Raw genomic sequence first — 22,345 nt, forward strand, 5'->3', positions numbered from 1 at the left:
ATGGATCAGACCGAACCACAACGCCCGGACCCAGACAATCTGCTAACATTGGCGAATGAGAAACCACGTGGCAAGCTGAAAATATTTTTTGGTGCTTGTGCCGGAGTAGGTAAAACCTATGCCATGTTACAGGAAGCCCAACGTCTACTGGCTCAGGGTTTGGATGTCATTGTCGGTGTCGTTGAAACACATGGGCGGCAGGAAACCGCAGCACTATTGAAAGGTTTGCCTCAACTGCCACCAAAACATATCCACTATGCTAAACGCAGAATAGCAGTATTCGATATTGATGCTGCTATCGCCCGCCGCCCGGCCATTATTTTGATGGACGAATTAGCATTCAGTAATCCTCAAGGCTGCCGTCATCCTAAACGTTGGCAGGACGTGGAAGAGCTTCTGGAAGCAGGCATTGATGTCCTGACCACCATTAACGTACAACATCTTGAAAGCCTGAATGATGTTGTCGGTGGCATTACCGGCATCCGGGTGCGGGAAACCATTCCCGATCACATATTTGATAGTGCAGACGATGTTGTTTTAGTCGATCTTCCACCTGACGATCTGCGCCAGCGACTCCACGAAGGTAAGGTCTATATATCGGGTCAAGCGGAACGAGCTATCGAACATTTTTTCCGCAAAGGAAACCTGATCGCCTTACGTGAACTTGCCTTACGTCGCACAGCAGATCGTGTGGATGATCAGATGCGAGCTTTCCGCGATACACGGGGAAAAGAGCCAGTGTGGCATACACGGGATAACTTACTATTGTGTATAGGTGATAATGAAGGAAATGAAAAACTGATCCGCAAAGCTGCCCGGCTTGCCGCAAAACTCGATTGTATCTGGCATGCTGTTTACGTTGAAACCCCTAAACTGCACCGACTACCAGAAGTCAAACGGCGTACTATTTTAAAAGCATTAAGGCTGGCACAAGAGTTGGGAGCAGAAACCGCTACACTTTCTGAGCCTCATAAAGAAAGGGCTATTCTTCGTTACGCAAGAGAACATAACCTCGGTAAAATCATTGTAGGGCGTTACCATAGTTTGTATTCAAAAATTTTTAACCGCAGATGGCGCTCTGATTTCGTTGAACGTTTAGGCAAACTTGGCCCCGATCTGGATATCATTATTATTGCTCTGGAAGACAAAAGACATTGGCATACGCATAATAAAGAACATACCGATCACCGCTCATTTAATGAAAAGTGGCTCATTCAGATCCAAGGCTTCGTGATGGCGATTATACTGTGCGCCTTAATCACCATATTTTCCCGTGCTGTTTTACTGCCTCTTGATAAAGCTAATCTGGTGACACTCTACCTACTCGGCGTTGTTGTCATCGCCCTGTTTTATGGGCGTTGGCCTTCAGTCTTTGCCGCTTTTATCAATGTGGTCAGTTTCGATCTCTTTTTCGTTCAGCCACATTGGTCACTGGCAGTTAAAGATATGCAGTACCTGCTCGCCTTTATCGTCATGTTGATCGTAGGAGTTGTCGTGGGAAACCTGACCGCGGGTATACGTTATCAAGCCAGAGTTGCCCGCCATCGTGAACAGCGGACACGGCACTTATATGAAATTACCCGTGAACTCAGCCGGGCCTTGAATGAAGAAGATGTTGCCCGGATCAGCTACCACTTTTTATCTAATAGCTTTCAGGCCAAAACAGGACTGTTACTGCCGGATAATAATAACCGCCTATATCAGGTGAAATCCTACAATGGTGGGCAAATGTTGGTTGATGAAGCCATTGCCAAATGGTGTTTTGAGAAAAAACAACCTGCCGGAGCCGGTACGGATACCCTACCGGGCGTACCTTATCAGTTAATTCCCATAACAACTCCGTCGCAAGTATTTGCTGTTCTTGCGATTGAATCACCTAACCTTCGTCAATTACTAGTACCGGAACAACAGCGGTTACTGCATATTTTTACTGGAATTATTGCTAACGCCTTAGAACGGTTACATTTAGCCCGTGGTGCAGAAACAGCCAAATTAGATAACAAATGGAAACAATTACGCAACGCATTTCTGACTGCACTGTCCCACGATTTACTTACTCCACTAACAATCCTCACTGAACAGACAGAAGCATTGAGATTAGATTTATCCATTGAAAATTCTCATCATGCTAAGCAATTTCAGCAAATTCACCAACAAATCCTCAATACCTCTCATCTGGTGAATAACGTTCTGGATATAGTACGTATTCAATCAGGCAGCCTTCAGCCCAATTTTGGCTGTTATTCGTTGGAAAAAATTGTTGATAATGCCCTGCATTCATTAAGCTATGCACTCAGCCATTATTCTGTAGAACTTTCCCTGCCCTCCAATTTAACGCTACAGTGTGACGCTTCCTTATTAGAGCGTGTATTTATCAATCTACTGGAAAATGCTATTAAGCATACTAATCAAGACTCAGTATTAGGCATCAAAGCCATTGTTGAAAAAAAACAAGTTAATATTGAAGTTTGGGATACAGGTTCAGGTATTCCAGTAGGGCAAGAACAATCTATCTTTGATAAATTCTCACATAATCACCGAAAATCGACTGTACCTAATGCCGGATTAGGGTTGACGATCTGTTATAACATCATTGAAATCCATAATGGGAAAATATGGGCAACGAATAATGAAAAAGGTGGAGCCAGCTTCCATTTTTCCTTACCGCTTTGTTCTATTGCGGAGTAATCTCCACGGAAAAGCCGCAGTCACAGCTACGGCTTTCCTTTTATCATTGTTAAGCGTCAATTAACTCGCAGCGAGTACTTGATTGACAATTTCCTGAGCTTCTTGCTCAATTTTTTCACGGTGTTCAGCACCAAGGAAACTTTCACAATAGATTTTATAAGCTTCTTCTGTGCCAGAAGGGCGAGCAGCAAACCAGCCATTGTCGCTCATCACTTTCAACCCACCAATGGAAGCACCATTGCCTGAAGCGGTTGTCAAACGAGCCGTAATAGGGTCACCCGCCAATGTATCAGCTTTAACCATTTCCGGTGACAATTTGGACAATTGTGCTTTCTGTTGATGGCTTGCCGGTGCCTGAAGGCGGCTATAACTCGGAGTACCAAAACGCGCAGCTAATTTATCATAGCGTTGCTGTGGATTTTCACCGGTAGTCGCCATCATTTCTGCTGCAAGCAGACAAAGAATAATACCATCCTTATCTGTTGACCATGGTGTACCGTCAAAACGCAGGAAAGATGCGCCTGCACTTTCTTCTCCACCAAAGCCCAATTCGCCTTTATATAGTCCATCAACAAACCATTTAAAGCCAACAGGAACTTCCACCAATTCACGCCCCAGATCAGTCACAACACGATCAATCATGGCACTGGAAACCAGTGTCTTACCCACTGCAACTTTTTCAGACCATTGTGGACGATGGCGGAATAGATAATCCACTGCTGTCGCCAGATAATGATTAGGGTTCATCAAACCTGCTGGCGTAATAATCCCGTGACGGTCATAATCGGGATCATTGGCAAAAGCTAAATCAAACTTATCACGTAGTTCCAGTAAACCCGCCATCGCCCAACGTGATGAGCAATCCATTCTGATCACACCATCACGATCCAGCGTCATAAAACGGAATGTCTGGTCAATATTGTCATTCACCAATGTCAGATCGAGGTCATAGTACTCCCCAATGCGCTGCCAGTAAGCAATACCTGAACCACCTAGCGGGTCAATACCAATTTTCAACCCTGCCTTTTGTATGGCAGCCATATCCACAACTTCACCTAATGCAGTCACATAAGGTTCAACCAAATCTTGTGGATGCAGATATTCACTTTTCAATGCCTGCTCATAAGACTGGCGTTTAACCCCGTTCAGGTTATTTGCCAACAATTCATTAGCACGATTCTCGATAACGGAAGTCAGATCCGTATCCGCGGGGCCACCATTCGGTGGATTGTATTTAATCCCACCATCTTCTGGTGGATTATGGGATGGCGTGATCACAATCCCATCTGCTAAATTTTTCCGCTGGCGATTATAAGACAGAATTGCATGAGAAATGGCAGGTGTTGGTGTAAAACCATTATTTTCCTGTACAACGACATCGACACCATTTGCTGTCAGCACTTCCAGCACTGAAATAAATGCAGCTTCAGAAAGTGCATGCGTGTCTTTCCCTACATAGCATGGTCCTGTGATATCGTGCTGCTGACGAACTTCCACAATAGCCTGAGAAATTGCCAGAATATGTGCTTCATTGAAACTATTGCGTCCAGCGCTGCCACGATGACCGGAAGTACCGAACTTAACGTTATGTGCCGGGTTTTCTGGATGGGGTTGTATGGTGTAATACTGTGAAGTGAGAAGTGCAACATTAATTAAATCATGCTGCTGGGCCAGTTGCCCTGCCCTTGGATGAATTGCCACTTTAATTTCTCCTGAAAGGCTGCACTGGATTCCCCTCCAGTGCAGTATAGAACAGATAAGCTGAGTAGTTTAAAGAGCTAACTAACTAGCTAAATCAGGTAGCTAAACTAGATAGTGCTACACACCTTTTCAATCAAATTTGCTGGAAAACTCATCCCCTGCATAATATGTTCAATCATGCTGCGTTTGCGGTCAGTATTGGTATTGGTGATCACCCAAAAAGGGGTGCCGGGGATATGACGAGGTTTGGTCTGCTTACCACTGGCCAGCAACGTATGTTCATCGCCTGCAAAATAAGTGCGGGTACGGCCGTGCATCTCTTCTGTTGCTTTGGAGAAATTTTCACTGTCCAAATTATACAGTGTAGACAACACTAACATGAAACGCTCAACGGATTTTTTCTTTTCAGCATATTCATCGGAAAGCAATAATTCGCGCATAACACGAACAGTATCACGGGAACGCACATTTGATACTTTATCGACAGGGACAGACTCGCTGGCAGGCTGTGTAGTTTGTACTGGCTGCCCGGCGTCCAATTTCAATATGCGCCGTAAAATATCAGATGCACTTTCACCGATATGCAGGGTTTGGCTTGCAATAAAGCGGTAAAGGTCTTCATCAACTTCTATCGTTTTCATTTCTATCCAGTACTGTTCTTAATGAAAAAATTATCCCCGGATTATAAGATATAATGCAACAAAACAAAACAATTAAACTTTCAATAACTTAAAGTGATTCTTTCCGCAATTGAGAATTGAAAAAAAAGTCGCTTTTCCTCTAAAATAAATCAATCAGTTACAGCCATTTTGTCCCATTTCATTTGTCCATGCTAATGTGTCATAATATTAAACTCTACAATATTAAACATTGTATGAATGGCATTAAACTCAGGCAAATTATGAAGTCAAACAATCAATTAAATTATCATTTACACAAACCGGAAAACCCGCTGTCCTCCACACCAATTATTCTTATCCATGGGCTTTTTGGTGATTTGAGCAATTTGGGAATATTAGGCCGAGATTTACAACAATATTATCCGGTTATTCAAATTGACGTGCGCAATCACGGTATTTCTCCGCAATCGGAAAATATGGATTATTGCGATATGGCTCAGGACGTTTTAGCACTTCTTGATGAACTACTTGATGAACTAAATGTGCCGAAGGCTATCATCATAGGACATTCTATGGGTGGCAAAATTGCGATGAGCATGACAGCAATTGCCCCGGACCGAATTGAAAAAATTGTAGTTATTGACATAGCCCCCGTGGCTTATCAGGTTCGGCAACATGATGGCATTTTCACAGCACTGAACAAAGTTACCGAAGCAGGGGTACAAACCCGACAGGCGGCAACAGATATCATGCGACAGAATATTCAGGAAGATGGTGTGATCCCGTTTTTATTAAAATCCTTCCGCCAGGGAGAGTGGAAGTTCAACCTGCCTGTATTGCAAAAAGAATATGAAAAGATCATCGGTTGGGAAACGATCCCGGCATGGCATAAACCAGCCCTGTTCATCCGTGGTGGAAATTCAGATTACATTACCGAGGAATATCGACAGGATATTATCAGACAATTCCCAAAAGCTAACGCATGGGTAATAGCCGGTGCCGGACACTGGGTCCATGCAGAAAAACCCGAAGCCGTACTCAGGGCAATTCATCGATTTTTAGAAACAGAATAATCATCATATCAACCCACCTGTAAACGTGGGTTGAACGCCTGTTAGTAGCAACAAGAGATATATTCAACACTATCGCTAATAAGTTATTTTTTAATATTCTAGTTATTAAATCCTTATTTCCATACTTATTAAACTATATAACTAATACAAAAATAATTATATCTAAATTATTATTTATACACTAATGTTCTGTGACGAAATAAATATCAGGAAAAACTACACCAATAATAAATTTCATTCTTACCAAGTAAAAAATATCCCCTTCAATTGATATTAATTAAAGGATAAAAACCATGGATCCTAAAAACGTATATAATCCTATCGCAGATCTATATGAGAGTTTTTCAGACTCTGCCGCCCAAATAAACATCGAAATTCGGACTATCCTCAATCTGGCAGGGGATATACAAGGAAAATCCGTGTTAGATTTAGCCTGTGGATATGGTCTTTTTAGCCGATTGTTCAGAAACCACGGTGCTTCAAGAGTTGTGGGGGTCGATATATCACATAACATGATTGAGATTGCCAAAAGCAAATCGCAACAATACGGTGATAATATCGAATTTCATGTAAGAGATGCCTGCAATATGGAATCATTCGGAAAATTTGATCTGATAGTTGCAGCCTGGCTATTCTGTAATGCACTATCACTTGAAGACCTTGAAATGATGTTTCGTTCAGTCGCAAAGAATCTGGCACCTAACGGTAAACTGATTGCTTATACCATTGATCCTGACTATCGGTTAGCAAAAGGAAACTGTATAAATTATCGCGTCAATATTCTTAGTCAAGAACCCTGGAAAGAAGGCGCTCTCGTCAAGGCAGAATTTCTTACCACCCCACCCAGTCCTTTTACCATGTATCAATGGAGTCGTGAACAACATAAAGAAGTGTGCAATAAAGCAGGATTGACACAATTAACATGGCATAAACCCACACTGTTACAAAGCGATATTGATAGTTACCCACCAGGTTTTTGGGATGATTTCCAAAATAACTGTCACGATATAGCATTTGTTTGTCAGTTTTAACACCATCAAATAATTTATCTCTTCATCTTTCAAAATGAACCAATAAAATAATAATTTGAAAGATGAAGAGGATATTAAATTGGAAAAAATAAATGGCCTAAGAATATAGGCTATTTAATTAATAAGAAAATTCTGAATTACTTAACCAGTAACAGAAGAATTCATTCTCTCCACTACCCGATTAAGTAATTCTGAATTACATGCCGATACCAGGCTACCACCAAACATCACCTTTTCCCGGCGACCATTCAGTGTACAAAAATCACCACCCGCTTCTTTAATACAGGGCAAAATTGCAGCGCTATCCCACGGTTTCATTATTGTATCAATAGCACAATGTAACCTTCCGGCAGCAACCATAGCATGTTGATAACAATCATTGACAAAAATAAAATCACGGGAAGTGTTCACTAACGTATCTAAATTATAAGGAACCGAACCGTCTACAAGGTTATAGCTGGAACTGTGTATTCCAGAAGCAGCAATCACTGCATTTTCAATAAATTCTGGTGAATTCCCAACAATTTTGAGTTGGCGTAATGGCTTGCCTTCCACACTCATCCAACACCCTTCTCCCTGAGAAGCATAAACAATGGTTGAGATGGCCGGAAAACTAATCACACCAACTAACGATTCACCATTCTCAACAAAAGCCAGCAACGTACTGAACAACGGTACGCCATACAAAAATGCTCTTGTCCCATCTATAGGATCAATAACCCAGCCGGATTCAAATTTCTCGACACCATTTAGCCCAAATTCTTCGCCCAAAATGGGGACTCCGGGACTACGTTTTTCTAATATGTTGCGAATTTCGGTTTCCAGCATTAAATCTGTCTGGGTGACAACAGAATGATTAGACTTGTAATCAAATTGTCCCGCACCGTCAAAAGCATCTTGAGTTCGTTTTCTGATTGTATTTACCGCTTCAAGGGCAATCTCTAACATCTGTTTATAATTCCTCAAGGTTTAATTAATCTCATCCCGACGAAGCAATTCTATTGTTAAAGCCATCATAATGTCCCGTTAAAAAAACATAAGCATATTAAATTAACCATTTGAAGTTAAATAAAAAATGACTCACATTGGTGAGCCATTTCGATTAATCAAGTTCAGCTAAGAAAACCATCAAGCCAGTTTGAATTTCCCGGTTTTGGTATCCGACCAGGCCATCATAATGGAAGATTGAGTTTGTTTATCCAGTGAATCAATAAAACCACTATCGCCAATCGCTGGCGCAAAACCGCTCATTGCCTGAACCAATGAATCTAGTGCATTGGCAGAGAGTGCGGTATATTCACGCTCGCCACGAGTGTCTTTACTGCCCATTTGCGTGATAATGTCCGCACGATTGCCATTGAAGTAGTCAGTAAACGTCACCGAGCCGATTGCTTCAAACTGTCCTTGCTCAGAAGTATCCTCAATATTACGGTTGGTCAACATAACCAGATCGTAGCCACTACGCTGGAACCACAAGTCTTGCCAGTTAAGGTTGTTGAAAATGATCTTGTCACTGTGTTTGATATCTTCAACCACATTATCAATCACATCTCCACTGACTACATAGCTGTTAACCCCTGTGCCACCTTTGAAGTTGTTCTGATATCCGCCCAATACCAACAGATCGTCACCATCGCCGCCGTCAAATTGACTGAATTTGGCAATCACATCCGCGATCAGGTGATCATCACCCGCCCCGCCATTGATCAGAGCATGATAACCCATCAGCTTGATAGTATCATTGCCCGCTCCAGCATCAATCTGATTATAGTTACCGAAAACTGTAGAAAAATCATGATTATTACCCAAATCAACCTGATTGTTGTTACCGATAGTAATCACGTAATCCTGCTCTTCCCCGCTCTCAATGCGATTGAAGTTACCGGAGGCGACGATATAGTCACGTCCTCTGCCCGTCTCGATCACACCACCTTCACCAAAGGCAAAGACCTGATCATCTCCATCTCCCATGTAGGCATAGTTGATACGTCCCGCAACTACGGCAACATCATTACCCTTGCCACCAAACATGATGTTTTCACGCCCCATCAAAGCTCCCATATCATTACCTTCACCACCGGTGAAGATATTGGAGGTTCCTAAAGCGTAATAGACATCGTCACCGCGACCACCCCAGAAGTTATTATTATCTCCCAGATAAGCGCCCAGATCTTTTCCGTCTCCACCCCAGTTAAAATTGTAGTTACCAAGAGAGACATGGATATCGCCATCACCTTGCAGATGACCACTGTTGCGCAGGAAATCGAAAGTTTTTTCCTGCATATGCAGCAGATCATCAGTCAGATTCTGTTTCAGGTTGGAAGCTAACTCTTTCATTTCTTGCTGTTTATCCTGGCTGAACAGAGTTGCAAACAAATTTGGCAGGTTCAGGAAATTAAACCCGAATGGGCGCTCTGAGTTTGCATCTTCTGCTATCGGTGCAGCACCAACATTTTCAGTTGACTCCGTCTGCTCAGTTGGCGCTTTTTCTTTGATTCCGTGATTTTCAAGGAAAGAATTTAATCCATCTGCTCCTGCCGACAGGTTTGTCTTCAAACCATTACGTAATGTTTCCGGATCAATAAATGCCTCCAACTGGCTGCCACTGAATTCACCGATAACTTCCAGCATTTCCCGCAGAATAGCGACACCATCCACCGGTTGATTTGAGCGGGAAACAATAGCGCCATCCGATGTGTAATCCACATTAAAGATATCGGCTAATGTCGTATCTGCATTCACGCTGGCAAGGTTTCTCAACAACTTGTTTTTAAGCTGACGAGGCAGATCCGTCGGACTAAAAGTAAAGGTGGTTTTTGCCATTCCTGTTGAGGTGTATTGCTGTGTCATCAAACCAAACAGTGAACCAAGGTTGATATCCAGAATTGACTGGATATTGTCACCGAACATAAAGTTCCAGTTACCGGTTGTTACTTGAATATCAGCACCTTGTCCGCCAACGGCGAAATTAAAGGATAATTTCTCATTTGCCTGCCGGAGCTTATCTGCCCGGCTGAGATTACCCAGCTTTGGTTTATTACCCGCACCACTCAACCATTGGTTGTATTTTTTATTCAGTGTGCTTTCGATATCACTCTTCAGGCCACGGCCACTACGTTTATATTGGGAGTCAAGCTTAGTCAGCGACATATAATCCACGTTACTGGTCATATCCAGCCCTGACATATCCTGTAGATATTTCTTCACACTTTCTACCGTCCACTGTGCTTCCTGCTCAGACAACCAGTCAGGGGCAGAGAATGATCCGGCAATATTTTGCAGGACCCCTGATATGCGGGAAACGCTATCAAATGGATTAAGCATCGGCGGTGTCGGGATGGATTTATCCATCATGACCAACAGATCATTACTGCGGCCTTGATTGAAACTGATATTCCGGTTTCCGATAAACAGTTGCGCACCTTCCAATGCCTGATAACCTGCAATATCAACGCTGTGCTTGCTGTCACCATTCCCCAGATGGACCATGACATTGTTGTCACCAAAGGCCAGCGATTTGAAACCACCCGTACCGACTTTAATACCAACGTTGGTGGTTCCCCAGTTAATGGTTGTAAATTCGCCGTCTCCTGCCTGTACCTGTACATTACCGGAATAACTCACCGGGTTATTGGACGTCATTTCGGCAGGGTAATCCTCATACTGATATTGTTTCGGTGCATGGAATATTTCGGTATTGTCTGTAATAATCCCGCGTGCCCGGTTTTTTCTGCTATCGGTACGCAGACTGCCTACACGAGCAAGCGAAACATCGTTTTCAGAGACATTATTGCGTATACGTTCTGAATGACCTTCCAATTCTCCATTCTCATTCCAGTTCAACACGATTTTATTGTCGAAGATCTTATTTTCCAGCGTATTATGTTCTGATTTCGTATACTTACGCCCTGATTTACCGATTGCAACTTCAGTGCGACGGGCAGATACCGTGGTACGGATCCCATTTTCATCAAGAGCTGAAATCAAACGATAAGCAAAGCCATCCCGCTTATCATCACTGAGCAGAGAACATCCTACCAGACTGATATGGTCAAGCTCCCCTCCATATTGGAAGCTATTTTTAAACTGTTTTAAGCGCATCGCCAGCTCAGATGCAGTGTAATCACTTAGCGTCGTGTGATTAAATCCATCAATATCATCACCACCGTGCCCAACAACCTGCCAGCGTATTTTACCGTTCAATAAGCTTGGATCACCGTATACCACCTTATACTGGCCATTGGTATCAAGCTGGACAAGGACACTCTCGTTTGGGTGCTTACCGGTCAGATAAGAGACAGAGTCGGCCACAATAGGATCATCTTCAAGCTGAATAATGACCTGGCCATCAAAACGCATTTTTTTGCGTTCTAATCTCGGAAAGACATCAATAACTTCCCACGTATTGACATCCTGGTTATTCAACGGACGGAGTCTCTCCAGCGTATTTCTCATTGGTGAGCCATCAAAAATTTCCATTGCCAGAATATCTTTCATGGTTGTTTTGTCACCAATTACCGGACGATAAGATGCCAGTACTTGACCATCCAGTACAATCACACGCTCGAAAATTCTTTCCCGCTGACCATTTTTGGACATTTTATAGCTTTCTGCCATGTTCAGGTCTGAACGACTAAAGAAACGTGTAACGTATTTACTGAATTTCTCCACAGATGAAAACTCCACAATCCCAATATTAGGATCATAGAACCCATACATCCGGTTCTCTCCACTGCCTTTTGACCATGCCGCCATGGCATGACCCAATGTATCCAGCTCCAGCAGAATCGGTTGACCATCCACGTTGGTGGCAGTGATTCTTTCAATCATACCTTTTACGGTTAGTGCTTTCTCACCGTTCAGTTTCTCTTTCCATACCTTGGAAGTACCGTCTAACATCGGATCTCTGGCATAGAGTGCAGACAATGTACCCAATAACTTACTGGCGTTGGCTTGTTCAACTTCGGAATATAACTCTGGATTGCTGAGTACCGAAGCGGCGGAGTAAAGTTTATTCAACAAGTCATGACCAACATTTTCCTGGCCGTCATTTTCAAGCTGTTTTGCCAGCAGAACCAATTTCGATAACGGTACACAGCGCCCGCCAAACCCATCATTAGATAAATTCAGCAATAGCAATTGTGGCGCTAAATGTTCACTTGCCTTAGGATCTACTGCGCCAGTAGAAGTAATATCACGGAACAGTCGGCTATATTTCTCCGTTTTTGGCCGAAGAGTAATTTTCAGTGCCCGGTTTTCAATTTCCCATGCCAATGCCCCTTTTTGTTCCGCCGTCCAGTTCCCTTTGACCAACAGATCCACCAGTTGTTTGATGTCCATATCCGAATGGAAGCCATCCACAATACGCTCAGCATGGTTATGTTTGTAACCTGACAGGAAAGCCTTTGTCGCACGCAGATCGCGCTCTATACCTACTTCATCAATCTGAGGTTTCAGTGCCTGCATATAGCGTCTCAAATCACTCTTGATGCCTTTAAGAGCCGTATTTTCTTGTACTTGCTGGTTGGTGCCAGACAGGTAAGAAACAATTTTATCGGCATACTGATTCATCAATTGATAACTGGATTCATGACCATGATAAGTTCGTTCCCCGGAAATGTTATAACCGGCTGTCATTAATCTGGTACGGAGTTTTTCACCTTCATTACCTAAACCTTCATTGTCGGTCAGCAACATAATTGGCGTCTGCTTCGAGATCCCCCGTAGATTCTGTTCTACCGAGAATTTACCATTAACGGCTTTTGCCAATACACCAGTAAGACCGGATGGGTTCGGTATTTCATGAGCAGTGATCGCCTTGGTCATGCTTGGCATCGGCCTGTCTAACAGTAAGCCGGAAACAGCCATGCCTTGTCTGTCAGCGTAACGAGCAAGATCTGCCGCAATTGGCGCACCCATTGAATAACCGTGGATAATGATGTTTTCCGGATTAATACCACGATCATTAACCAGATAACGGAACATAGTACGTACATCCTGATACATCCCTGATTCCCCCGGATAGCCATCGCTGGTGCCGTAACCCCGCATATTGACCGAGAGCATATCAATACCCTGTTGTTGATAATGCGGCTGAATTTTACTCGCTTGCTCTTCAACAGACGCACCAGAGCCATGGATAAACAACACGACTTTATTTGTCATGTTTGTATGTAACGAGCTTTGTACCTGATTGTTTTGCGCCTGATAGTAATAACCTTCTAAGCGCCCGATTTCACCCTGTAAGGTAATTTTTTGTGCAACACCCTGGTTTACTGCCAAATTGAGCTTGTTTTGTACCTCCTGACTGATCCGGCGACGTTCTTCTTTTGCACCATACAGTTCATTATTCATGAGGCGAGTCAATGGATTACGCGGTTCTCTCTCACGTGGCAATGATCCATCGTTTGAGATAGCAACTCTCTCCAGTTCATATTCATTGGTTTCATTATTCAGAATTGCTTCAAATGGCTCTCCATTGAGACGGAGATGTTTTTGTTTAACCCGTTCAATATGAACTGCTTGCTGCAATGACCGACCGAAGTCAAACAGATCATTTGGTGTCCAGATACCAAAGGTTGGTCGCCAGACCTTGCCGAGCACTTTCTCCGCGCCTCCCGCCCTGAGAATACGAGCAACGACACTGGAACAATTTTTAGACAGTAACTGATAACGGGCATTCGGATCGCTGCTGATTTTACTCCATTCAGCCTGCATTGCTGCCACATCAAGCCCTTCCAGATTGATGCGGTATACCCGAGCAAGTTCCGTTTTACTGTTTTTGAAATCGGAAATTTCTGCCAGCTCTCTTTCAGCAAATTGATGCATGACGTCGGCAATTGCACTTTCCATACGTTTAGATGTCTGCCTTTGCGCTGCCATACGTAAGGTTTCGGCAAAATTCCGGCCGATTTCGTGCATATCTATGCCGGGATCAGCCCATTGTGCAAGAAATGGCCGGTAAATATATTCCGGTATTTCAGCGGACTTAAGCAGTTCAGGATTAGCGAGGGCCACCATCGCAAAACCTTCACTGACATCCTTGAATTTGGCATCCACCCCTTTGGCTATTCTCAGTTTTTCAATAAACTCTCTCAGTTCAGCAGAACCATCAACCAACCCGAAATCATCATCCTCTTCTGCTTCAACATCAAATGCTAACGTTGGGGCCTGAAAAGCAGGTTGGCTAAGGTCATACCAACGAAGCCGCAGATCCGGTTGATCTTGTGTTGAGATATCAAACATCTCGCGTATATCGACAGTTTTACTCCCTGCCGGCCACCAACTGACATAATTTATTTCATTCAAATGCTTGGCATCATCTGCATTGACCAGAACACGTCCCTGACCAATTTGCAATGCTACATGACCAAGAGTGCTGTACTCACTTGGCCGCCAGACATACAATGTTGCACTGACAGGGGATAAGTGCTGTTCAATCGCCAGATGGACTTTTTTCAATCCGGCTATATCAATGCCCCGGCCATCTTTCGCCAGATCACGGGCCGAAAGTTTGGAAAAAACTGCATTTGTGACATCTTGACCATACTCTTTGGTCACGGCTGCCATAACCTGTTGCAGTCCGGCATCGGCGGTATTTCTGGAGATGTGCAAACTGAACTGACCACGTGTCACAAAATCGCCCTGTGCATCCAGATAGAGATGTTTGCTATCCTTGAGATTGGCGTTATCCAGTTTGGTGTATAATTCGCTGAAATGACCTTGGCCTGAGCTTCTCAATGTCGGCTCTGCCAATACTAATGATTCCGTCAGGCGTATGTTAATTTGGGAAAGCAGCAGTTTCATCGCTGGTGCCCGCCCAGATTCAGAGTGCCCAAGCAGATAACCTTCCACCTGTTGGTGTAAATCAGTTAATTTTTCAATCGCATCCAGTGAGTAATCCGGCTTTTCCAGCAGGACTTGTTCATAAGCACGCAGCGTCTCAATCACCTTGCGGTAACTTTCCCCCAGTGGCTTACCTTTAACATAAGCCTTTTTCTGTAACTCATCACCTGACATCAATTTGATATCCAGCAAATAACGCCAGACACCATCCGCTCTTTCCGCGAGAATACGGGTACGCCCCCCTTCAAGGGAAATAATATGATTTTCCACCAGCCGCAACTCAGCAGGGAGTTGTTCATAGTTTTGGTAATTAGCAAAAATGAAATGTTCGATTGTTTTTATCTGTGCCGGATCTTTCGGATTATCAACTTTTATGGTTTTAAACAGAGCAGATCGGGGTTCAGCCCAGGGAAGAACTTCAAAGCTGTTATGTAAGCCTTCACGTATCAAAATATTACGTTCAGTCCGTAAACGATAGAATGGAATCGCTTGATTTAACATGCTATCAATAGCACTCAACTTGATATCCAGATCTATCAGTGAATTGGCGTGGTAACCGTCAGGATCTTGTTCAAGATAACTTTTCTGCTCAGCCGTGCTCAGTGAATCAAAACGTATTTTTACTCTGACGCCGGCATCGGTCAGTCTGTGACCAATGGATTCTAATGGCTTGTCGCGGTAGTGATATACTGGTTTATCCAGCAAGCGAATTTCATTGACCAGACCTTCACGTTGCAATTGACGCAATACCGGCAACTCAACGTTCCAGAAGAAATTCCCTAAACGCAGACCTTCCGGTGCAATAACATAAACATCATCACGCGCACCGGTTGCATAAACGGAACTCCAGAATCCGATATTACTTCGCACCGCTTCGCCGATGGCTGAATGTAGGTTTTCTTGCTTAATATCATCGGGATCAAGGGACATGTTGTTCCAATCCATCAATTTCTTATTGAGTTCAAGGGCAAGTACATTCCCTTTCACATCAATATCATAAACTACTTTTTTGCCATCTTTCTGCGCTGCATCCAGTACATGACGGTAGGCACTGAACTCCCGGCCTGACCAGAATGAAACAATACTTTTCTCACCATGAGGGGGTTCAAAGCTATAACCAAAACGTTCCAATTTAGTCATAAATTGAACGCGCTTATCCCAGTCAAAATCAATGGTGGAATCGACAAATAACTTCGCCAGCGGTGCAATTTGGTCTTTAGGGATGGTATGTCGGATGACACTAAAAAAATTTTCAATAAAGTGAGTCAGCTCATACCTGATGTTGTCATTTATCTCAATATCAACACGTTCACCACCCGGTACAGGGATATAGTTATCTTGTGAAAGCCCTCCGCTCCGGTCATTATTTTTGCTCAACCAACGGTAGATATCCGCGACTTTTGCAGCCCTTGCAGCAATAAAAGGATATGTCGCTCCATTTTGCAGGGAACTCTGACTGCTTTGTGGTTGTGGAACTTGAGAAGTGTTGTCTGAACGGGGATCTGTCCTTCCCAACGCTTTCAGCCCACTCAAATCCAGGCCGGAAACAGGTTGTTCTTTTCGGTTTTCCGATCCTGATACATTTGTTATCGATTCAAGTGCGCCAACAGACGAAGCATAACTATTATTTGATTGATCTGAATTTGATTGATCTGACGACTGCGATGTGTGTAATGACCGTGGCACATGTATGGTGTTCGCATGTCCGGCACGAAGACCTGCATTGATCTGTAGACGTTCGACAGCTTGTTTAGCATCTGCAAGTGCAGACAAATCCTTATCTGACTCTTGCAACTTCTGGCTGAAAGTACCAATTCCCTGCATTAAGGAACCAGAGCCAATATGGCTGGCTGTATTACCGGCACCTTCTGCTTCATAGGCTTTACCTGACCGGCCACTGCCAGCATTGGTAAAATTCGGTTTATGCGCATTGTCCTTCGCTGTAGCTTCTACCTCAGCTTCAATCTCCTGAAGAGTCTGATAACTATTCTGTGCGGCTTTTTCAGCTTGTTTCTGTTGTGTCAGTGCCTCTTCTTTCCGGTATTCTGCCTTAGCCTGAGCATCCGCAACATCTTTCTGGGCATTCAGTTGATCCTGTTTAGATTTAGCAACATTGACTTCCGACTTATCCAGCGCGATTTCTATCTGATCTTGTTGTTTTGAAATAGTGGAAAGTGCATTATCCAGTTGCTGGCCTGCCGTTTCTTTTACCCTATCCAGTTGTGTCTGGAAGTTGTCCAACAATCCGCCGGCAAAATCCTGACGCCACTGTGCCCCTGAACCTCCCTGATGGCTTGCGTATGTTTGGTTATTCAGACTGTCAAGTGCTATGGTTTTTGCCAACAATTCATCCGTTACAGCCTGCTCTTCCTCCTTGATAGCACTAAGTTGTGACAGTCCGTTAGTGTTCAGGGCAGAAAGATCCGTCGCCGCCAACTGAGATTGTGTCTCTGCAATTGCCGCCCGTTGTTTCTCTTTTTCCTGCATCAGACGTTGACGGTCTGCTTCTGCGTTTGCCTTATCATGCAGCACATCACCCGCCACCGACATTTGCGACGCGTGTTTCACTTGTGTACTGTCAGAACGATTTGAGGTTGCAACGACATTGTCCAGAATATAACCGCTGCCGTCACTGTTACCGATGCCTTTGAACGCCAGTCGGTTGCTGCCTGCCCGCGCAACCAGCATCAATTGCTTGTGTTGCCAAGTGATTTCATCATTGGACGATGAGAAAACCACCTGCTCATTCCAGAGGACTTCCAGGCCATTATCAATGCTACTGGCTACACGCCTGGCAAAATCAAAATCAAGGGTGATGATTTCACCTGCTTCAAGCTGCCGGAGCTGCTGATAAATAGTGGTATTCGTATTCGCATCCAGCTCAGTGACATATTTACCGTGTCCATAGTTACTCAAGCCATAAGCATCGGCGGAATACTGAGCTTCCATGCCCTCGGTAGATGCCCAACCTGACTCTCTCGCTTCAAAATCACCATTGACAATCAGATTTGGCTTTTGTGTTTTTAGCGGCTGTTCATCGGCATTCATGATGTTTTTCAGTTTGCTGACATCCGGCGTATCGAGCTGATTCACCGAAGCGTGCAAATCCATGGCTAAGTCTGATCTGACTTCCGCCATTTCAGTCAGTTTGAAACCGTTCAGCGCATTGACTTCCGGCAGATTAATGGCACCACGCCCCCGGTAGCTGCCGGATGAGTTTGCCTCATCACCATACACCAGAAAATTAATGCCCTGACTGCCCATCACCCCCAATAATGTTTGTTTTAATTCACTGAACATCATGGCCAATTTATGTTTCTCGGTGTGACCGGAAGCCAGCGCAAGGTTGTAGAAATCACCATTACCGATTTGAACAGCAACGTTATTGCGGGCATAAGAGGCGTGGATGTTCATCCCGTCGCCCACGTGAATATTGGCATTGCCTGTCCCTTTCATCACTGAGACAGCCAGTCCATCCCCCACTTTGGTGTTGATATTGAATTGACCCCACGCCACACTGACAGAAACACCGTCACCGATTTTAGTATTCACATTTAAATCACCGTGGGTGGCCACGACACTTAAACCATTACCTACGTTGGTCGTGACATTACTTTTGCCTTTCGCGGCGATAACCTGCATTCCATCGCCGACTTTGGTGACGATATTGCTTTGACTCCACAAGGCGCTGAAGCTGTCACCCTGCCCCACCTGTGTCACGATATTGGCATCACCTTTCGCCAGCGTAACCTGGCGCCCCTGGCCAACTTTCGTAATAACATTCGCTTTACCCCAGGCTCCGGTATAATCATTCCCCTTACCTGCATGGGTGAGGATATTGGCTGTCCCCTGCACAATACTGACCGTCTGCCCCTCCCCGATTTTGGTAACGATATTGGCTTTCCCTTTGGCAAAGCTATAGTGATTGCCTCTCCCCACGTGGGTCATGCTATTGGCATCCCCCCACGCGGCATTGACAGCCAGCCCCTCTCCCACTTTGGTCAGGATATTCAGATGACCTTTGGCAAATCCCACCGTATTGCCATCACCCACATGGGTCATGATATTGCCAAATTGAGAAACCAGCAGGCCGGCTGTCGTCCCCGCGCCCACTTTCGTCAAAATATTGCCTTTGCCTAATAATAAACCGGCTGTCATGCCCTGCCCGACATGGGTTATTACGTTGGCTTTGGCTGCCGCCACCACACCGAGAAAATCATGCCCGACTTTCGTCACCACATTGGCTTCACCCAGGGCCAATACCCCCGTCATGCCCTGACCGGCATGGGTCATGATATTGGCCTGACCAAACATCGCCGCCAGCGTTGTGCCATCTCCGACTTTTGTCATGATATTGGCCTTACCGGCAAACAGACCAATACTGGTGCCGTTACCCACATGGGTATAAATATTGAGCTGGCCTATCATCAGCGCCGCCGTCAGATCATGACCGACTTTGGTCAAAATATTCGCCTCACCCAACATCGCAGCAAAGGTACTACCATCACCAATGTGGGTCATGCTATTACCCGTTCCTATCATGGCAGCAAGGGTTTCACCGTTCCCCACTTTCGTTGCTATATTGCCTTTGGCCACCATCAGCGCGACACTCAGGCCATCCCCCACATGGGTAAAGACATTACCCAATGCCACCATCAATGCCAGAGCCTGACCGTTCCCCACTTTGGTAAAGATATTGCCCCCGCCGGCCATCATGACGTATGCATCCCCCTGGCCGACATGGGTAAAGATATTGCCGACGGCCAGCATGGCAGCAATAGTTTCACCATCCCCTACTTTAGTAAAGACGTTGCCTGCTGCCCCCATCGCCCCCAGTGTTCTGCCGTTACCGACATGAGTCAGCACATTGCCGACACCGAACATCACGCCAGTAGTCTCTCCGTCCCCCACTTTGGTCAGGATATTGGCCCCGCCTATCATCACACCGGTGGTTTCTCCCTGCCCGATATGGGTCAATACGTTGGCTCCACCACCCATGACGGCAAAAACCTGCCCTTCCCCCTTTCGGGTCAGAATATTGGCCCCGCCCAGAGCGACAACTTTAGTCTGGCTGTCATGAGGTGCCTGTAATGAAACGGCAGGAGACGTGCTGATATGGGTGATAACATTAGCAAAACCGCCCCCATTGAAACGCAGTTGCCCCTTTCTGCCTTTCTTGAAAATAACATTGGCCGCCCCAGCGCCATCAAATTCAGTGTCACCGATTTCTGAATTATGCAGAATCACATTGGCCAACCCTGCGCCCTTAAAGTAAACATTACCACGGGCCACATTGGATTTAATAACATTGCCGCCGCCTGCACCTTCAAACCGGACATCACCGTGACTGTCATCCTGTTTTTGGGATAACAATTCCTGTTCACTGAATTCATGTATATTGGCAATCCGCTCAGAAGTCACGCGGACAGTATTTACACTGTAATGGACATGGCTGAGTGTATAACTGCCTTTACCGAGAACTTTGTAGCCAGAACGAATATCAACAAATTGATTTGCTATATTTGCTGTTTGATCACCGGCTTTATACCAAGGTGTGGCAATGTATTTCAGCTCACCGGTTTTAGGATCGTTAGTGAGTTGCACGACCACAACTTTGGTGTATCCTTCCAAGACTTTGGCGTACAGATAGGTATTTTTCATCCGGTTGGATTTCACCGGCTTGACAGCAACGGTTGAACCATCCGTTGAAACCGCATAACCACCCATTTGGGCATCCGACAAAGTAATGTTTTCCGCTGCGATCTGGACACCACCGGCATACGTTACCCACTCATTTTCCGGTAGCTCACTTTCCAGCGCATGTACCGTAAATGACTGGTGTTGTTCAACCATCAGATTTGACAAGGTATAAGCACCATCAATATCGACCGCTTTATAACCACCGTAGTCAGAAACATCTTGAGATGCCAGATCTTTGAGATGATTTCCCTTTTTATACCAAGACGTAGTGTAATATTTCAGCCTGCCGGTTTTAGGATCATTATGAAGATGAATTTTATTAACTTTTGTATATTCCTCATCAGCAAATGCAAACAGATAGGTATTTATATCTCGCGTGGATTTAATGCCAATGACTTTCTGTGATTCTTCAATCCAGCTTCCTCCCATCGTGGCGGTGGTGAGTACAATTTCTTCTGCTTTTGCGTAAGCAATGCCTTCACCGCTCAAACAATCAGCCTGTCCCTTACGGGTAATTTGGTTATAAGCTCCCCCTCCGATAAAATGAATATTGCCGAAAGTGACATCTGAGTAGAGATGGTTATAACCGCCACCCCCTGCAAATTTAATATCCCCGCTGTTTCCCCGACGATATAAATTGTTATAGGCTGCTATCCCTGAATAGTGCACATTACCAGAATGCCCATCATGTTGAATAACTACCCCGCCAGCCCCACCAGAGAAAGTAATTGTTCCTTCCCCTTCTTTATTGATTTCCGCATATCCCGCCGCACCTTTGACGTTCAGATTGCCAGTAGTATCACTAACTTTCAGATAGGCAGAGCCGCCAACGACGGTATCATTACCTGAACCGGTATAAACCGAAGCACCAATAGAGCCTAATGTAATATGATCATTACCGCCATAAGCATGTATTTGGCCCCCAAATCCGATGGCAACAATATTATTATCACCATCATCTGCGGAATAATTTCCTGTAAAAAAGTATTCAACACTTCTCCAAAATGGTTTTCCCATAAATAAATCCCGGAATAAATGCAAAAATTGAAGATAAAAAAACCCAGTTACAAAACGCAACCGGGCTTCAGTATTTAAATAGATTTTAAAAATGAATGTTTCAAGAATAAATTGAAATCTATGATACTTAATCTGGTCAATTTATTAGATTGATACATAAAAATAAGCTAGCCAGCAGACAGAAATCATTCATTGGAAAGTACCCCATTTTTACTTTTAAAATCAATATAGTTAAATTACAAAGTCTGTTTAACCACCATACTTAGTCCCAATACTCCCACTCAAATGACATAAAAACATCTGATAATATTTTTAATTATATTACTTATAAAAAATACATCGCTCATCTCTAATCAATCATCAGATAATAATGACGGTGTTATTTTTAAATTGAGGGTAAAAGAATGACGGTTCACTGATGTGAGCCATTTTCGTTAATCATATTTAGTTAATAAAACCGTCAGACCAGTTTGGTATTCCCAATTGTGAGTATGTATTAAACGGTTAGATCGCTTAGAAAAAGTAGTATTCACGCTCAATAAACGTTCCTATCACTTTATCGTGTATTTCTTCAGATTTGGAATAGCCTATCGTTCTTCTTCTGGAAGGTAATCATAAGCGACATAATCATCGGTACAATAAAACCGGATATTATTAATTCGGTGTTCAA

The 22,345-nt window shown here is 44.1% G+C and carries 7 protein-coding genes and 1 pseudogene; 3 read left to right on the forward strand and 5 right to left on the reverse strand.

The features are described from left to right. Nucleotides 1-2,688, forward strand: coding sequence for a two-component system sensor histidine kinase KdpD (gene kdpD, locus AAC147_RS14700; RefSeq protein ID WP_047682445.1), 2,688 nt, complete (start codon nt 1-3; stop codon nt 2,686-2,688). Between the two features lie 60 nt (nt 2,689-2,748). Here kdpD and pgm read toward each other — a convergent pair whose 3' ends face one another. Next, nucleotides 2,749-4,389: a phosphoglucomutase (alpha-D-glucose-1,6-bisphosphate-dependent) gene (gene pgm / locus AAC147_RS14705; protein ID WP_047682447.1), complete on the reverse strand. Its 1,641-nt coding sequence runs from the start codon at nt 4,387-4,389 to the stop codon at nt 2,749-2,751. A 107-nt stretch (nt 4,390-4,496) separates the two neighbouring features. Then, nucleotides 4,497-5,030, reverse strand: coding sequence for a replication initiation negative regulator SeqA (gene seqA, locus AAC147_RS14710; protein WP_047682448.1), 534 nt, complete (start codon nt 5,028-5,030; stop codon nt 4,497-4,499). Nucleotides 5,031-5,290: 260 nt separating this feature from the next. Between seqA and ybfF the strand changes: the two genes are divergently transcribed. Together ybfF and AAC147_RS14720 are read left to right on the forward strand one after the other, a co-directional pair. Further along, nucleotides 5,291-6,082: an esterase gene (ybfF, locus tag AAC147_RS14715; RefSeq protein WP_047682450.1), complete on the forward strand. Its 792-nt coding sequence runs from the start codon at nt 5,291-5,293 to the stop codon at nt 6,080-6,082. Between the two features lie 293 nt (nt 6,083-6,375). Further along, nucleotides 6,376-7,113 carry a class I SAM-dependent DNA methyltransferase gene (locus tag AAC147_RS14720; RefSeq protein ID WP_047682452.1) on the forward strand — a complete coding sequence of 246 codons (738 nt, stop codon included), beginning with the start codon at nt 6,376-6,378 and terminating at the stop codon, nt 7,111-7,113. A gap of 141 nt (nt 7,114-7,254) precedes the next feature. Here AAC147_RS14720 and AAC147_RS14725 read toward each other — a convergent pair whose 3' ends face one another. The 3 genes and pseudogenes from AAC147_RS14725 to AAC147_RS14735 form a co-directional block, all read right to left on the reverse strand. After that, complete coding sequence (locus AAC147_RS14725; protein WP_047682454.1) at nt 7,255-8,061, reverse strand: inositol monophosphatase family protein; 807 nt, start codon at nt 8,059-8,061, stop codon at nt 7,255-7,257. Nucleotides 8,062-8,241: 180 nt separating this feature from the next. Then, nucleotides 8,242-21,675: an MARTX multifunctional-autoprocessing repeats-in-toxin holotoxin RtxA gene (gene rtxA, locus AAC147_RS14730; RefSeq protein ID WP_047682456.1), complete on the reverse strand. Its 13,434-nt coding sequence runs from the start codon at nt 21,673-21,675 to the stop codon at nt 8,242-8,244. Between the two features lie 513 nt (nt 21,676-22,188). Next, nucleotides 22,189-22,345 (reverse strand): annotated as a pseudogene (locus tag AAC147_RS14735) (IS1 family transposase); the annotation flags it as partial.

This window comes from Xenorhabdus sp. NBAII XenSa04 (genome assembly GCF_963866145.1).
Classification (GTDB): Bacteria; Pseudomonadota; Gammaproteobacteria; order Enterobacterales; family Enterobacteriaceae; genus Xenorhabdus; species Xenorhabdus indica.

Coding starts and splice junctions, on each gene's coding strand:
- AAC147_RS14720 (WP_047682452.1), top strand. CDS start 6,376: ATGGATCCTAAAAACGTATATAATCCTATCGCAGATCTATATGAGAGT.
- rtxA (WP_047682456.1), bottom strand. CDS start 21,675: ATGGGAAAACCATTTTGGAGAAGTGTTGAATACTTTTTTACAGGAAAT.
- ybfF (WP_047682450.1), top strand. CDS start 5,291: ATGAAGTCAAACAATCAATTAAATTATCATTTACACAAACCGGAAAAC.
- AAC147_RS14725 (WP_047682454.1), bottom strand. CDS start 8,061: ATGTTAGAGATTGCCCTTGAAGCGGTAAATACAATCAGAAAACGAACT.
- kdpD (WP_047682445.1), top strand. CDS start 1: ATGGATCAGACCGAACCACAACGCCCGGACCCAGACAATCTGCTAACA.
- seqA (WP_047682448.1), bottom strand. CDS start 5,030: ATGAAAACGATAGAAGTTGATGAAGACCTTTACCGCTTTATTGCAAGC.